At 64.8% G+C, this 14247-nt stretch carries 15 protein-coding genes and 1 tRNA gene; 12 read left to right on the forward strand and 4 right to left on the reverse strand.

Going from position 1 to position 14247, the window contains the following annotated elements:
• The first annotated feature begins 78 nt into the window (after window positions 1–78).
• The 5 genes from RJT37_RS16595 (at window position 79) to RJT37_RS16615 (ending at window position 4307) form a co-directional block, all read left to right on the forward strand.
• Complete coding sequence (locus RJT37_RS16595; protein ID WP_313686194.1) at window positions 79–612, forward strand: DUF8056 family protein; 534 nt, start codon at window positions 79–81, stop codon at window positions 610–612.
• A gap of 142 nt (window positions 613–754) precedes the next feature.
• Window positions 755–1246 carry a DUF5812 family protein gene (locus tag RJT37_RS16600; protein WP_311170675.1) on the forward strand — a complete coding sequence of 164 codons (492 nt, stop codon included), beginning with the start codon at window positions 755–757 and terminating at the stop codon, window positions 1244–1246.
• Window positions 1247–1316: 70 nt separating this feature from the next.
• A complete protein-coding gene (gene secF / locus RJT37_RS16605; RefSeq protein ID WP_313686196.1) occupies window positions 1317–2198 on the forward strand; it encodes a protein translocase subunit SecF in 882 nt (293 codons plus the stop codon).
• A complete protein-coding gene (locus RJT37_RS16610) occupies window positions 2198–3802 on the forward strand; it encodes a preprotein translocase subunit SecD (protein ID WP_313686197.1) in 1605 nt (534 codons plus the stop codon). The genes secF and RJT37_RS16610 overlap by 1 nt, the downstream gene beginning before the upstream one ends.
• A gap of 265 nt (window positions 3803–4067) precedes the next feature.
• Window positions 4068–4307 carry a DUF7511 domain-containing protein gene (locus tag RJT37_RS16615; RefSeq protein WP_313686198.1) on the forward strand — a complete coding sequence of 80 codons (240 nt, stop codon included), beginning with the start codon at window positions 4068–4070 and terminating at the stop codon, window positions 4305–4307.
• Between the two features lie 255 nt (window positions 4308–4562).
• Here the strand turns inward: RJT37_RS16615 and rnhB are convergent, their stop codons facing one another.
• The 3 genes from rnhB to RJT37_RS16630 all read right to left on the reverse strand — a co-directional run bounded on the left by rnhB (window position 4563) and on the right by RJT37_RS16630 (window position 7427).
• Window positions 4563–5234, reverse strand: coding sequence for a ribonuclease HII (gene rnhB / locus RJT37_RS16620; protein WP_313686200.1), 672 nt, complete (start codon window positions 5232–5234; stop codon window positions 4563–4565).
• Window positions 5231–6595 carry a tRNA pseudouridine(54/55) synthase Pus10 gene (locus RJT37_RS16625; RefSeq protein ID WP_313686201.1) on the reverse strand — a complete coding sequence of 455 codons (1365 nt, stop codon included), beginning with the start codon at window positions 6593–6595 and terminating at the stop codon, window positions 5231–5233. Before RJT37_RS16625 ends, rnhB begins: the two co-directional genes overlap by 4 nt.
• A 271-nt stretch (window positions 6596–6866) precedes the next feature.
• Window positions 6867–7427: a DUF4112 domain-containing protein gene (locus RJT37_RS16630; RefSeq protein ID WP_390209069.1), complete on the reverse strand. Its 561-nt coding sequence runs from the start codon at window positions 7425–7427 to the stop codon at window positions 6867–6869.
• A 145-nt stretch (window positions 7428–7572) separates the two neighbouring features.
• On the opposite strand from RJT37_RS16630, the gene RJT37_RS16635 reads away from it, so the two are divergent.
• The 7 genes from RJT37_RS16635 (at window position 7573) to RJT37_RS16665 (ending at window position 12546) form a co-directional block, all read left to right on the forward strand.
• Window positions 7573–8529, forward strand: coding sequence for an ABC transporter ATP-binding protein (locus RJT37_RS16635; RefSeq protein ID WP_313686202.1), 957 nt, complete (start codon window positions 7573–7575; stop codon window positions 8527–8529).
• On the forward strand, window positions 8526–9293 hold the full coding sequence (locus RJT37_RS16640; RefSeq protein WP_313686204.1) for an ABC transporter permease: 768 nt from the start codon (window positions 8526–8528) through the stop codon (window positions 9291–9293). Before RJT37_RS16635 ends, RJT37_RS16640 begins: the two co-directional genes overlap by 4 nt.
• A 119-nt stretch (window positions 9294–9412) precedes the next feature.
• Window positions 9413–10318: a S49 family peptidase gene (locus tag RJT37_RS16645; protein ID WP_313686206.1), complete on the forward strand. Its 906-nt coding sequence runs from the start codon at window positions 9413–9415 to the stop codon at window positions 10316–10318.
• The gene (locus RJT37_RS16650) at window positions 10305–11288 is read left to right on the forward strand and encodes a motility-associated ABC transporter substrate-binding family protein (protein ID WP_313686207.1); all 984 of its coding nucleotides are present in this window, start codon (window positions 10305–10307) and stop codon (window positions 11286–11288) included. The genes RJT37_RS16645 and RJT37_RS16650 overlap by 14 nt, the downstream gene beginning before the upstream one ends.
• A gap of 92 nt (window positions 11289–11380) precedes the next feature.
• Entirely contained in the window at window positions 11381–11977 is a 597-nt protein-coding gene (gene trmY, locus RJT37_RS16655; RefSeq protein WP_313686209.1) for a tRNA (pseudouridine(54)-N(1))-methyltransferase TrmY, read from the forward strand.
• A gap of 3 nt (window positions 11978–11980) precedes the next feature.
• On the forward strand, window positions 11981–12388 hold the full coding sequence (locus RJT37_RS16660) for a CHY zinc finger protein (RefSeq protein WP_313686210.1): 408 nt from the start codon (window positions 11981–11983) through the stop codon (window positions 12386–12388).
• 85 nt (window positions 12389–12473) lie between these two features.
• A tRNA-Pro gene (locus tag RJT37_RS16665) sits at window positions 12474–12546 on the forward strand.
• Window positions 12547–13190: 644 nt separating this feature from the next.
• Here the strand turns inward: RJT37_RS16665 and RJT37_RS16670 are convergent.
• Window positions 13191–14123 carry a VOC family protein gene (locus RJT37_RS16670; RefSeq protein WP_313686211.1) on the reverse strand — a complete coding sequence of 311 codons (933 nt, stop codon included), beginning with the start codon at window positions 14121–14123 and terminating at the stop codon, window positions 13191–13193.
• Window positions 14124–14247 lie beyond the last annotated feature (124 nt).

Genomic DNA, 14247 nt, shown 5'->3' on the forward strand with positions numbered 1-14247 from the left:
CTGGTCGTGGCTACGGTGCGCTGTCACCGCCGTCGCAGGGCCGACAGGATCAAATCACCGCACATCCAAGCCGAACTGATGGCATCGGGCTACAACGGCGTCTTCGGGGCGTTCCCCTACGCGTTTCGGGAAAGCGAGTCGCGGGTGTTCAAACTCTACGTCCTCGCGAGCGCGGTCGCGAGCGCGCTCGTCGGCATTCTCGTCACCATCGCACTCGTCGTGCTGATCGCTGGAACCACCGGTGGGCAGGGTGGTTCACTCACGCTCTCGCGGTCCTTCTACGTCGTGGTCGGCCTCCTGGTCGTGCTGCCGGCGGTCGCGCCGGTCCTGATCGTCGCTCGTCGACGACGACGCGGGAGCGAATCCTCCGTCCGCCACGAGACCACACTCGCGATCGCGGGGTTCGTCTTCCTGCTCTCCGTCTATCTCGGCATCGTCGCGTCGATGCCGGAGACGTTCGTCCTCGACGGCGAGACCGTGATGCGGCCACAGCCGAGCGGCCTCTTCGCGCCGGTGATCGCGGTCCTCTATGCGATCCCGCCTGCTCTGTCGTGGAGCGTGCCGCTCGTGGGAGCGGCGCTCGTCGCTATCGTCCACCAGGTCTTCGGGTGAGCGGCCTTCGTCGTCCCCCGTTGCCTCTTCGGGTGAGCGGCCTTCGTCGTCCCCCGTTGCCTCTTCGGACGAGCGAAGCGGTCTCGCATTCGGATAGCCCTGCGACGAAACCCGCAAGTGCACCGAACGAGAACGGCCGGTAATGACCGACACCGACCCCGACACGGCGGAGACGCGCGTCGAGGGCACGTTTCTGGTGACTGCTGCCGACGACGCCTCGGCGGTGCTCAAAGACGTCGAGACCGGACAGGTACACACGCTCTCGTCGAACCCCGGCGTCGAGCGCGACGACGTCGTCGAGGGCGCTGTCGCGCCCGATCCGCCGATGAACGTCTCCTACCAGCTGGTGGAGACGGAGTCGCGACGCTCGCTGTCCGTCGAGCGGAGCGAGGAACCGCCGACGGCGCACTCGAAGGAACTGGCGGCCGCACAGGACGTCGGTGGTCTCACCCGCGAACCGCGCGCCGGAACGGGCGAGGTCCACGTGATTACTGTCCCCGAGGGCGAGATCGAAGCGGCCGTGGAAGACGTCCTCGACGACGAACAGGTACTCGCGCGAGCCGCGCGTCTGGGTGTCAACCGCGTCGAAGTCCGGTCGGCACCGGGCGTCCTCTCGGTCCGCTATCTCCCGTAGCGAGTCGAATCCGGACTGTCCACGGCGAGGTATAAGAAGGCTTATTCGGCGCGGCTCTCCACCGGCACCTATGGTCGAGTTTACGGTACCGGAGGTCGATTACACCCGGTACACGAACCGCCAGCTCGCGGCGATCCCGCTCGCCATCCTGGCGGTGGCGCTCCTCATCATCGCGGGGTGGTTCGTGATGACTGGCTCACCCGTGAACCAGGGCATCGCGTTCACCGGGGGCACCGAGGTCCAGATCGCGATCGACGGCCCACAGCAGGAGGCCGAACAACAGATCCGTGAAGCGTTCTCCGCGGAGCCGGAATCGATCCGATCCGTCCCGGCACAGAACGTCTACGTCGTGACGTTCCAGTCCGACGGGGGCTCGGTCGGTGCTACTGAGTTGGAGCGCCAAGCCGAGGACGCCGGACTCGACGTGCGGTCGATTTCGTCGGTTTCGGCGAGCTTCGGCGGCGACACGCAGATCCTCGCGCTCGGCGGTCTCGGGGTCGCATTCCTCGGAATGAGCCTGCTCGTGTTCGCGATGTTCCGGGTGTTCGTCCCGTCGATTGCGATCGTGATCTCGGCGTTCTCCGACATCGCGATCCCCCTGGCGCTGATGAACGTCTTGGGGATCGAACTCTCCTTGGGGACCGTCGCTGCGCTTTTGATGCTCATCGGGTACTCGGTCGACTCCGACATCCTGCTGAACAACCACATCCTCCGCCGCTCGGGTGACTTCTACGAGTCGACGTACCGGGCGATGCGGACCGGTGTCACGATGACGCTGACGTCCATCGTGGCAATGATCGTGATGACGATCACCGCGACGTTGTTCGGTATCCAACTGCTTGCGGCCATCGGGACGGTGCTCGTCTTCGGACTCGCGACTGACCTTATGAACACCTATATGCTGAACCTGAGCCTGCTCCGCTGGTACAAGTACGAGGGGGTGAACCGCTGATGGTCAATATACGTGAAAACTGGCGGGTGATTCTGCTCGTCGTCTTCCTTTTGATCTCGCTTTTCGCCCTCTTCTCACCGACGCTCGCGGCAGACGACGGCGCGGCCGGCGGCGACATCGCAGCCCAGAGCAGCACGACGAACCTCCAGTACGGGCTGGAACTATCGGGCGGCACACGCGTCCGAGCCCCGCTCGTCGGCGTCACAGCCGAGGAAGTCGACTTCGGCGGGGACGATACGGCGGCGGTCGAGCAAGCGGTCGCTGCGGAACTGGAGGGTGTCTCCCCCGTGGACGTGATCGCCCGTTCAGGGGGGCCGGCCGGACAGCAGACCACGGCCCAGCCCCAGTCGGGGACGGAGAACACCGTTGAGGTGACGGCCCAGAACGTCAGTCCCGACGATCTCGCCGCGGCGCTCGACGACGCCGGCTACGAGTACGAGACGGTCCGCGAGGGCGTCACCGAGACGACGCGGAACAGAGTCGTCAACGTCCTGCAGGAGAAGGTCAACGCGGCCGGCCTCTCCGGCGGAACGGTACAGCAAGTGACGACCGCACAGGGCGACAACTACGTCCTGATCGAAGTCCCGAACCAGGACACTGAATCCGTACGAGAACTCGTCAGTGAGCGCGGGACAGTCGTCGTCGAGGCGTACTATCCCGAAGAGAACGGGGACGGATATGCCCAGGAAGTCGTCCTTCAGCAGGAGGATATGAACGAGGGCCCGGCACAAGAAGACGACAGGGGCGGCGCGTACGTCCCGGTGACGGTCGCTCAGTCGGCGGCTCCCGAATTTCAGGAGTCGATGCAGCAGACCGGGCTCGCCCAACCGGGAGGAACGCGCTGCACCTACGAACAGAATCCGAACGGCACCGACCCGTGTCTCCTCCTCGTCGTCAACGGCGAGGTGACCAACGCCTTCGGGATGAGTCCCGGTCTCGCGGATAGCCTCCGGAGTGGCGAGTGGTCACAGGACCCCGTCTTCCAACTGCAGACGACGAACATCTCCGAAGCGCAGGAGGTTTCGATCAACCTCCGCGCCGGCGCGCTGCCGGCACAACTCGATTTCTCGCGTGAGAGCGGGGGGACGACCTCGTACATCTCCCCGACACAGGGGGCCGACTTCCGGGTCAACTCGCTTCTCACGGGAATCATCGCGGTCCTCGCTGTCAGCGGCGTCGTCTTCCTTCGATACCGTGACGTCCGCATCGCGGCACCGATGGTCCTGACGGCGCTCTCGGAGGTCGTCATCCTCCTCGGGTTCGCCGCCGGCATCGGCTACCCGCTGGATCTGTCGGTCATCGCCGGGTTCATCGCGGTCATCGGGACCGGCGTCGACGACCTGATCATCATCGCCGACGAGGTGATGGCCGAAGGCGAGATCAACTCCAGACGCGTGTTCCGCTCGCGCTTCCGGAAGGCGTTCTGGGTGATCGGCGCGGCCGCGGCGACCACCATCATCGCGATGTCGCCGCTGGCGATCCTCTCTCTGGGCGACCTCCAGGGCTTCGCGATCTTCACCATCCTCGGTGTGCTCGTCGGGGTCCTCGTAACCCGGCCGGCGTACGGCGACATCCTCCGGTCGCTGACGACGATCAACCGCTGATACTGATTACTCTCACTGTTTATGCCCGAGCGCCATCCCCGTTAGCGGCGCTCGGCGGGAAGAGACGAGAGTAATCAGTATGAGGCGCGCGAGCCCGCTTCGATGGGGGTTTCACGTTCGGCGACGACAACGGATCCCGGCAGAGAAACGACTCTCAGCCTACGGTAATAGGCGACTATTTAAATACAAACCCGCATCAATAGCGAAGTGTACCGAAGCGATGACCGTTCGCCGCATCCCGAAACGGGAAAACGAGGTCCGACAGATGTCCACCGACACTAATCTCCCTGATACCGACGGCCCACACGACGTCGACGTTCCCCGCGTCGGCCCCGTAAGCGAGGTCGACCTGCCCGAACAGACTTGCCTCGCGCGGATCGAGGAGTACGACGACGCGCCCGACGAGTGTACGATCTATCCCGCTGACGCGACGCCGACGGAACTCACAACGACGTGGATCTCTGCGACAGAGGAGTCGTACGTCGCGCTGGATGCGATGCGTTAGGCTTCCCGCTGATTTTCCGCTCGGCCAGTACGAAACCCGGACCAGAGCCGACAAGCGAACAGCGTGCGCGAGTAGGCCCCGCTTAATCGAGCCGCTTACGCCCGTAACCGGACTCCGGCGATTGACACGAGGAGCGCAACGGCTGCCGCGACGAATCCGAACCCCGGCGTTGAGGCGCCCGTCGACGGTCTTACTCGGGCGGGCGATCCACAGCAGAAGGCTGTCGTTGCGCACCCACCGGGGCCGAATCGAAAATCAGAACTCCGAGAGCGACGACTGCTCTGCGGCCGCGAGCACGTCCGCTGATGTCGACCACGAAGACCGCGCACACGCCGGCAGTTCGCCCGTCTCGCCGACGTATCTCCGGAGGAACGAGCGCGTCTGCGGATCGCTCGGGTAGCCGCTCCCGATCGGCCCGTACTCGTCGTACTCGGCATCGAGTTCGCCGATCAGTGCGTCGCGCCGGACTTTCGCGACGACAGAGGCTGCTGCCACCAATGGGTCCCTCGTGTCAGCACCGTGTTCGGCACGGACGTCGATCGACGTGCCGGCATCCGCGACACCGTCACGGAGGCGCTCGGCGAACCGCGATTCGCTGACGTCGCCGGCGTCCGCGAGGAGCGCGTCGCCTTCCTGCGCCACCGCAGCCACCGCCTCGGCGTGGGCGGCGACAGTCAAGGAGTTCATATCCGTCTCCGCGTCGTCGATCCGTTCGGTCCCGATCACGGCGACGCCGACCGCGACGTCCGACTGCCCCCGCAGCGTCCGGGCAATCTCCTCGCGGACGGCCACCGAAAGCTGCTTGGAGTCGTCGACGCGGTCCGGAATCTGCTCGGGGGCCCCACGCACTGCGGCGGCGACCATCGGACCGAGAACGGGCCCTTTGCCGGCCTCGTCGCTGCCGATGCTCGTGGCGTCGGCCGTCATTCCTCCGCTGTCTCTTGGTCGTCCGCCTCGGTCGTCTCCTTATCCTCGACTGCAGCGTCGACCGCGGCCTCGGCCGGTTCGTCCCGGAAGTAGGCTTCGTCCTCGAAGGGCTCCGATTCGCCGTAGACGCCGACGACGTCGAGGGCGGTCACTTCGGCGTCGACGTCCAGCAGGCCTGCGAGGCTCGGCTCCGTCCGCCCGTCGTCCCCGGAGATAAGTTCCTTAATGTAGAGCCCGCCGGCGCCGTGGATCTCGACGGTCGCGTGGGTGGCATCCTCAAGTTCACCGGTCGCTTCGTACACCTCGCGTGTCCGGGTGAGATTCGCCCGCCGGTGGTCGACGCGCTGGGGAGTGTACTGCTCGACCGTCGCGCCTTCGAGTGCTTCGAGAGCGGCCGTTAATTCGTCTGCGCCGATGGGGGCGCCGAACGCGACGGTCGCGCGGTAGCGCTTCGAGGCGTCCAGTCCCTTGGTGCGCTCGACCATCTCGTAGGTGGCGAGCCGGAGCCCCTCGACCTCGACGCGTCCCTCGGCGAAGGCGTTGATGTCGCCCTCGAGCCGCTCGACGTCGACGTCGCGGCGGCGCGGTTCCATCACCTCGATCACGAACGGGCGGCCGGTGCCGAGCATCCGCGCGTCGACGTCCTCCCGGCCGGCACCGTGGAACTTGGCGTCGGTGCCGTCCATCACGTCGCGGACGACCGGCGCGGTCAGTCCCTCGACGCTGTCCTCGTAGAGGTAGCCGGTGCCGTCGCACTTCTCGCATGGCTGTTTGCCGATGTATCCCGACCCCTGACAGGCGTTACAGGGCCACTCGGTCTGTGGGATGTCGCGTTCGAGCTTCCGGTACCGGCCGTAGACGAACGCCGAGTGGACGTCCACCTCGACAGTGTCGGCTTCGAGATCCAGCGTGAACTGGACGTCCGGCCGGCCGAAGTCGACGGTCGTGTCGGTGAGTCGTCCGACCCGCTTGCCGACCTCGCGGTTGAACTCGGATTTGAATAGCTCTCCGGCATCCTCGGCGAGACCGGCGGTCTCTCGGAGCAACACCTCGTTCTCTTCGAGGAGCGGCGACGGGCGCGTGCCGACCTGGTACGTGTCGAATTCGACACCCTCGACGGCCGCCGCACATCGCTCGGCCCACTCGTCGAACTCCGCACAGAGTCCCTCACACACCCAGCAGTCCGCGGTGTCGACCGGGGTGTGTGGCTCGTCGTCGTCGAGTTCAGCGGCGATGCGGAGGCTTTTCCCCCGCTCGTCGTTCGTCAGCCCGTGGCTCCGCTCGGCGAAGACCCGGCCGAGACAGGCGTCACAGACCGGATCCTGCGCTACGAGCGCGCGGGCGTCGGCGAGAATGCTCATACGGGATACACTCGCGGCCGCCGCTTCTGTCTTGCCCTTCCAGCGTCGGCAGCGTCCCGGCTCGGGAACCGGCGAGCGTTTATATACGAAGGCGAGGCCAGCGGCCCTGTGACGTAAGAACTGCCCTGCGCCGGATAGCGGGTGTTCGGCACATCGGCGTGGGAAAAATCGCGTCCGTCCCGAACTCCGAACGCGACTACTGTGCCGACTGTTCGCTACTGTGTGTCCGACGGCCCCGACGCGACCGTGCCGCCGGTCCCCACGAGGACACTCAGACGAGGCCCGTCAGCCCCAGCAGCCACCAGACCGCCACGGCGGCTCCCGCGCCGACGATGAGAACAAAACCGAGGAGGACGACGCCGAGTGCGGCGACGACGCGACGGTCCCGACGCTCGCCGCCGGGGTCGTCCAGTCGGGCTTCGAGAAGGCGGACGTTCCGGTCGTTGGCCCGCCAGACGACGTCGAACGCGTCGCCGACGAGCGGGATCGAGCCGACAACCGCGTCGACGAGGAGGTTCAGGCACATTCGCGCGAGGGTCGCCCGCGGGACGCCGAGCGCCGCGGCTTCCACGACGATGTACGCCGCGGCCGCCGTCGCGGTCGCGTCGCCGACGACGGGGAGTAGCCCGAGGAGGGGATCGAGGCCGATCCGGACGTGGATGTACGGGATCTCGACCGCGCTGTCGAGTGCGTGGCTGACCCGGCGTAGCCGCGCTACTCGCTCTGCGGGCGCCGGCTCGACCGCAGGGCCCGGTTCGTCGCCGTCGACGATTTCGACGGTTCCGGGGTCGTCGTCGGGACCGCCGTTCCGGGTAGTCGTTGGCTCGTCCACGCCTGTCTCTCGTGACCGACTCGTATCGGTGTTTCGTCGGCCGATGAGTCGCGCGCGCTACGAAATCCACGAGTCACCGTGGACAACGAGAAACTCGCGCCGCCTTCGGTGACCTTAGGTCCGCGCAGGACGGAGTCCGAGGAGAATGGAGTCTGCGATCCAGACACGCGATTTACGGAAGTCATACGGCGACGTCGAGGCGCTGGACGGGATCGACCTCACCGTGCCGTCGGGGTCGTTCTTCGGGCTCCTCGGCCCCAACGGCGCGGGAAAGACGACGTTCATCAACGTCCTCGTCGGACTCGTCCGCAAGAGCGGCGGCGAGGCCCGCGTATTCGGCCACGACGTGGAGGACGATTACCAGGCGGCGCGCGACTGTATCGGTCTCGCGCCCCAGGAGTTCAACGTCGATCGCTTCTTCCCGATCCACGAGGTCCTCGAACACAAGGCCGGCTATCACGGGATATCCGCGGACCGCGCCGAGGAACGGGCTGACGAAGTGCTCAAGCGGGTCGGCATCTACGACAAGCGCGACACCCGCTTCGATTGGCTCTCAGGCGGGATGAAGCGGCGGTTTATGCTCGCGCGAGCGCTCATCACGGATCCGGACCTCCTCATCCTCGATGAGCCGACCGCCGGCGTCGACGTCCAGCTCCGCCACGAACTCTGGGAGACAATCGTCGACCTGAACCGGCGCGGGACGACGATCCTGCTGACCACCCACTACATCGAGGAAGCCGAGCGGCTCTGCGACGAGGTCGCGATCCTCGATTCCGGCCGGGTGCTCGACGTCGCCAGCCCCGAGGAGCTGATGGACCGCGGCACCGACGACGTCGTCGTCCAGTTGCGCGAGGAACCGACAGCAGTCCCGGACTTCGGGGCCGACGACGACCGGGTGGAGTCTGTCGACCTTGACGGAACGCGACTCGTCGTCACTGCCAGGCAGGGCGGACTAGTGGCGCCCGATATCGTCCGCCGACTCGACGAGGACGGCCACGAGATCGTCGACCTGGAGATCCAGCGCACGTCGCTCGAAGAGGTGTTCGTCGAAATGACGCGGAGCGGGCAGGGACGTGCAACACCAGAGGTGGCCTCGCAGTGAGCACCGAGTTCACGGGGTTTCTCGCGTTGCTCCGCCGCGAGATCCTCCGGTTCGTCCGTCGCCCGAAGAACACCTTTCTCCCGCCCTTTATCACCAATGTGCTGTACTTCTCGGTGTTCGGTGTCATCCTCGGCGAGCGGATCGACACGATAATCGGCGTCCCGTACATCCTGTTTATTCTCCCGGGACTCGTCGTCCTGGGAGCGATCTCCAACGCCTTCGAGAACACGTCGTTCAACATCTTCCACGGCCGGTGGAACCGGTACATCGAGGAGGTTCTGACCTCGCCGCTCCCGTACCGGACGATGGTCGGTGCGTACGTCCTGGCAGCCGCGATCCGCGGCGCAATCGTCGGAACTCTCATTGCGCTCATCGGCGCCTTTTTCACGTCGGTCGGCGTGGTCCGGCCGTTCTATCTCGTCGCGTTCGGCGCCGTGATTACGCTGCTTTTCGCGGCCCTGGGCGTGATCGCCGGGCTCTGGGCCGACGACTTCGACGACCTGACGATGCTGAACCAGTTCATCCTCCGCCCGCTGGTCTTCTTCGGCGGGGTGTTCTACTCGCTGAACGAACTCCCCGCGACGCTCCAGCAGGTGTCGCTTCTGAATCCGATGATCTATATGGTCAACGGGATCCGGTTCGGCTTCCTCGGCGTCAGCGAGGTCGACCCGAACATCTCCTTGGCCGTGCTCTCGGGACTCACGATCGCCGTCGTCGCCCTCGACGTGGCGCTCTTTCGCCGGGGGTACGGGCTGGCAAACTGACCTCGGATTCCCGGCTCCTGTCGACGCCCACACGCCGCGCAGTCGGGCGAATTGACTCAAATCACTGTTTTGGTTACGGGAACCGATTTACCCTCCTGGTGACTCGGTCGAGACGCAGTATGCAAAGCAACTCACCCGTGGCGTCGGCCAGGGCGCTTTTCGTCGTGGCCGTCGTCGCGGCCGTCCTGGTGAGTGCGGTACTCGCCCCCGTTGCACACGACTACGCGACGTCCGCCAGCTCCGACGGGACAGTGTCGGTGATCACGATCTCCGGCACTATCTCTGCGACAACGGTGGACGGAATCTCCGAGGACCTCCGCAACGCACGGACCAACGAGTCCGTGAAGGCGGTCGTCCTCAAAGTCGACAGCGGTGGTGGGGCCGTCGCTCCCAGCGAGCGATTGTACCTCGAAGTATTGCGAACGGCAGAACAGATGCCGGTCGTCGCCTCCGTACAGGGCGTCGGCGCGTCCGGGGCCTACTACGGAATGCTCCCGGCTGACGAGATCTACGTTCTCTCCTCGGCGCAGGTGGGTAGCGTCGGCGTGATCGGCTCGGGCGGCAGCGTCCCCTTCCCGGACTCGGTGATCAGAACCGGCCCCGACAAGGCACAGCCGACCTCGGACCAGCGGCTCCGAACGGTCGAGTCCCTCAAGCGGCAGTTCGTGGGCCGTGTGATGGAGCACCGGGGCGAGGACATCTCCCTCTCGCGTGAGGAGGTCGCCTACGCGAAGACCTACCTCGGTCCGGAGGCCGTCGAGAACGGCTACGCCGACCGGATCGGCGCGCTTCCGGCAGCGATCGATCGCGCCGCGGAGCTGGCCGGAATGGAAGACTACGACGTGGTCAGGCAGGAGCCACCGAACTCGTTCGGTCTCATCTTCCTCGCCAGCCAGACCGATGATGGAACGGAAATCTACAAGCGAAGCGATCGGACGAACGGCCTCGCCCCCGTCACGCAACCGTTGATGGTGGACGAAATCCCCATTCACGATCCGGAGGTGACAGCCAATGCAAGCGCGTGATTTCGTCGCACCTACGGTCGCGTTCGTCGTGATCGTCGCCGTCATCGTCGGCGGTGCTGCGGTGATACCGCTCGTCTCCGGCGGCGACGACCCCGAGGTGACAAACCTCGCCGAGCGACAGACCGACCTCGATGCAGTTCGCGTCGCTCCTGCCGAGGAGAGCGGCGAGATCACGATGGACAGCGACGCATCGGGCAAGACGGTTCTCGTCGACCGAGCGCACGGGAACCAGCTCTCGGAGGAGAAGCTCTCGACACTCGTGACCACGCTGGTCGAGAACGGTCACGAGGTCCGGTTCGTGACCCGAGAGCAGGCCCGCGGGCAGGCCTGGAACAAGTCGCTTCGGAACGCCGACGCGCTCCTCGTCGCGAACCCGGAGGAGCCGTACACCCCGGAGCAGCTCGCTGGCGTCCGCGCGTTCAACGAGGCTGGCGGACGCGTCGTGCTGCTCTCGGATCCGGCCTCCGCCGGCGGATCGGTGTTCAGCCTCTTCGGATTCGGGGGCCCCCAGCCGTCGAACGGAGGCCCCGGGATAGGCTCGACATTCGGCGTGTCGGCCCACTCGGGCTACCTGTTCAATATGCAGGAGTACCAGCACAACTTCAAGCGCGTCTACGCGACGCCTGGCAGCGGGTCGCTCTCGGAGGGCGTCGAGAGAGTCGTCGTCGACGATGCGGTCGCGGTTAGCTCAGCAGGCGGTCAGACCGCGCTCTCGACAGTCGAGCAGACCCGCCTCTCGACGACGCGCCGCGCCGACACCTACGCCGTCGCGGCACAGTCCGGTGACGCCGCCATCGTCGGCGACACCGACTTCCTCGCGCCGACGAACGCTTACGTCGCCGACAATGAGGCGCTCATCGGCAACCTCGCGGACTTCCTCGTGAGCGGCGAGAAGACGTCGAACGCGCCCTCGCCGCCGTCGTCCGAACAGAGCGGGAGCGCGCCGACGCGACCGACAGCGACCCCGTAGACCGACTCGAACGTCCCCGAAGACTTTTTTCGACTGCATATCGCGCCGGCCGCGAACGGACCACTCTTGCCGATCGAGCGCAGAGCAGGCCTATGCGACAGTTCCTCCTCGTCGGTCACGACGCCCCGACGACACCCGAGTTCTCGCTCGACGATCTCGCGGGCGGCGCGGGTCGGCTCGACGTCCTCTGTCGGTGTGTCACGAGCGCTTTCTTCCTCTCGCACGCGATTCGCGAGGACGTGCGGGTGCATCTGGTCCTCGACGATACGTTCACCATCCAGTTCGACGGGCAGGAGCTCAGGCGTCTGAATCCCGACGAACGGAGTACGGCGGCGCTCATCCGCGGCGCACTGGCTGAGCGCCAGGACGCCATCGGCCATCTGCCGGCCGAAAGCTCGCCGGGTGTCTCGGTCCGACGGATGGGATTCGAGGCGACGCTCGAAGATCTCGCTTCCGAGGCGACCGTCGTCGAACTGCACGAAAACGGTACTCCCGTCGCAGCCGTCGATCCACCCGACGAACCCCTGTTCGTGCTCTCAGATCACCGGAACTTCACCGATCAGGAGGCCGCGCTCCTTTCGGACGCCGCCGACGAGCGGGTCCGCCTCGGTCCGGAAGTACTTCACGCCGACCACGCGATCACTGTCGCGCACAATTATCTTGATACTGAGGGGTACACAACGTACTGACGGATGCGCGACGACGAGAACCGCGACCGCGAAACCGTCGACGAAAGTGGGGGCTCACGCCGGACGACGCGTTTCCCCGAGTTCGATGACCGCTTTCCCGTCCCGCTCTGTGGGATCGCCGTGGATCCCGAGACGCGGTGCTCACACTGGGACGACGACGTCGACGTCGTCGCGCTCCGGTTCGGGTGCTGTGAGACGTTTTCGCCCTGCGACGCCTGTCACGCCGAGACGGCGGATCACGACACGGAACCGTGGCCACGGGACCGGTTCGACGAACCCGCCGTGCTGTGTGGCGTCTGCGGGTCGACCCTGACCGCCAGACGGTATCTCGATGGCGACGACGCCTGCCCGGAATGTGGTGCAGCGTTCAACCCCGGCTGTCGTCGCCACCGGGACCGGTACTTCGAGTGACGAGAGGACGGCGCAGGCTCCAGTGTCGCCCGACGCCGCGCGTGTTCGGAAGCGTTAAAAGAACGAACGGCGACGTAACGAGTGCGGGCCGGTGGGGTAGCTTGGTATCCTTCGGCCTTCGGGTGGCCGTAACCGCAGTTCGAATCTGCGCCGGCCCACTTCTCCCGCGTTTCGTTCTCATTCGATCGACAGGTGGCCGTAACCGCATCCTCGCGAGCGAAGCGAGCGAGGGCCAGCGAGACCTGCGGTCTCGCGTGGTTCGAATCTGCGCCGGCCCACTTCTCCCGCATTCCAGCACCTCAGCGACTGCTTTTGATCCTCGAACCCTCTGATCGATCGAATCGGACGTCCTGCGCTCGTGCCGACGGCCTGCAGACTCTTTTCGTGTCGAACAATCAGCGGGCGGAGTTGGTGTCTGCAGATATAACAAATAAAATATAATTGGATGAATTAGTCGTAAAAGTGTAAGTTATACTGTGCGAGATTCTAGTGGATGTATCGGTAGTCAATCTGATGACAGATATAAATTATAGCTCATATTAAAGAAATATCAGAAATATATCCGCAAATACTGTGGGATAATTTCTTTAAGAGGAGACTATTCAGACTTCCTTTCCAATCAGCAGGACGGATCCTCCCGTTTTCGATTCCTGATTCTATCTATATCTCCTATAAATATAATTTGAATGTGTATGTCAATTCCAATTTATTTGGTCTCCTCAGATTGCTGGTCTGCGTGTCGTAGAAACGAACCCGATCTTGTGAACGGGCCCGAAACTCGGAAGACGCGTGGCGCCGTACTCTAATACTCGACCCGCTTTTTCGACTCGATCTGGCCGATCCACTGCCGGTCCTCCAGATCGCCCTCCTCCCATTCGATCGGCTCCCACTCGGGGTCGAAGACGAGATAACCGCCGGCGTTGAATTCGATCCGGTGGCCGCTGACGGGGTCACGCACGTAGAGGAACTTCCCGCGGGAGATCGAGTGCTGGCCGATCCCGTCCGTCGGAATCCCGTGTTCGTTCATCGCGTCGTGGGCACCGAAGAGGTCGTCGGCGGAGTCCACCTTGTAGGCGATGTGGTGGAGCGCGGGTTCGTTGCTCGCGTCCTCGTCTTCGATCACGGCCGCTTCGATCTTGTTGCCGTTGGCGCTGAGGAACGTCCCCCACCGGGAGCCGTCTGCGCGGTTGTAGCGCTCTTGCACGCGGAAGCCGAGTGTATTCTGCAGCCACTCGCGGAAGTCGTTGGCCTCGGGATCCCACAGTTGAGTGTGGTCGATCCGACGCGGGGCGATGGGGTTCGTCGTCGTTCGCGAGTAGGTCTTGTTCTTCAGTTTCGAGCGGCGCTCGGCCGGCGGATCGGGCTTTTCCATCTCGTAGTAGAACTCGAACTCGTGGCCGGTCGGCGTGGTAAAGCGGATCGCCTCCCCCTGGCCGAGCTCCGTGCCGGCGTCGACCCAGGTCACCTCGATTCCCTCGTCTTCGAGGATCGTTTCGAACTCCGAGAGGTACTCCGGGGCTTCGGTCTGCCAGCCGATGTGGTCGACACCGGATTCTGCGGCCTCCGAGAGGACGATCGAGTGATGATCGAACTCGTCGACGGCGCGCAGATACGAGGTGTCGCCGTCGCGAACAACCTCCTCGAACCCCACGGCATCGACGAAAAATTCGAGCGAGCCGTCGAGGTCCGGGGTTTCGAGCGCTACGTGACCGAGTCTGGCTAGGTTTGAGGACATACGTCCAGTGTAGCTGTCTTCGCGTATAATAATTCCTTCGACGAGGAAGTGTCTGCGAGAAGCCATTTGTCGGGCTCGATTAGCACCCGCTATGAGGTTCGGTGAAAAAACGGTTACTCCGGAT

This window comes from Halobellus marinus, from assembly GCF_032113415.1.
Lineage (GTDB): Archaea > Halobacteriota > Halobacteria > Halobacteriales > Haloferacaceae > Haloquadratum > Haloquadratum marinus.

What these genes read in the sequence shown, in the direction of transcription:
- RJT37_RS16595 (WP_313686194.1), top strand. Translation starts at nt 79, where the DNA reads ATGGCATCGGGCTACAACGGCGTCTTCGGGGCGTTCCCCTACGCGTTT.
- RJT37_RS16600 (WP_311170675.1), top strand. Translation starts at nt 755, where the DNA reads ATGACCGACACCGACCCCGACACGGCGGAGACGCGCGTCGAGGGCACG.
- secF (WP_313686196.1), top strand. Translation starts at nt 1,317, where the DNA reads ATGGTCGAGTTTACGGTACCGGAGGTCGATTACACCCGGTACACGAAC.
- RJT37_RS16610 (WP_313686197.1), top strand. Translation starts at nt 2,198, where the DNA reads ATGGTCAATATACGTGAAAACTGGCGGGTGATTCTGCTCGTCGTCTTC.
- RJT37_RS16615 (WP_313686198.1), top strand. Translation starts at nt 4,068, where the DNA reads ATGTCCACCGACACTAATCTCCCTGATACCGACGGCCCACACGACGTC.
- rnhB (WP_313686200.1), bottom strand. Translation starts at nt 5,234, where the DNA reads ATGACGGCCGACGCCACGAGCATCGGCAGCGACGAGGCCGGCAAAGGG.
- RJT37_RS16625 (WP_313686201.1), bottom strand. Translation starts at nt 6,595, where the DNA reads ATGAGCATTCTCGCCGACGCCCGCGCGCTCGTAGCGCAGGATCCGGTC.
- RJT37_RS16635 (WP_313686202.1), top strand. Translation starts at nt 7,573, where the DNA reads ATGGAGTCTGCGATCCAGACACGCGATTTACGGAAGTCATACGGCGAC.
- RJT37_RS16645 (WP_313686206.1), top strand. Translation starts at nt 9,413, where the DNA reads ATGCAAAGCAACTCACCCGTGGCGTCGGCCAGGGCGCTTTTCGTCGTG.
- RJT37_RS16650 (WP_313686207.1), top strand. Translation starts at nt 10,305, where the DNA reads ATGCAAGCGCGTGATTTCGTCGCACCTACGGTCGCGTTCGTCGTGATC.
- trmY (WP_313686209.1), top strand. Translation starts at nt 11,381, where the DNA reads ATGCGACAGTTCCTCCTCGTCGGTCACGACGCCCCGACGACACCCGAG.
- RJT37_RS16660 (WP_313686210.1), top strand. Translation starts at nt 11,981, where the DNA reads ATGCGCGACGACGAGAACCGCGACCGCGAAACCGTCGACGAAAGTGGG.
- RJT37_RS16670 (WP_313686211.1), bottom strand. Translation starts at nt 14,123, where the DNA reads ATGTCCTCAAACCTAGCCAGACTCGGTCACGTAGCGCTCGAAACCCCG.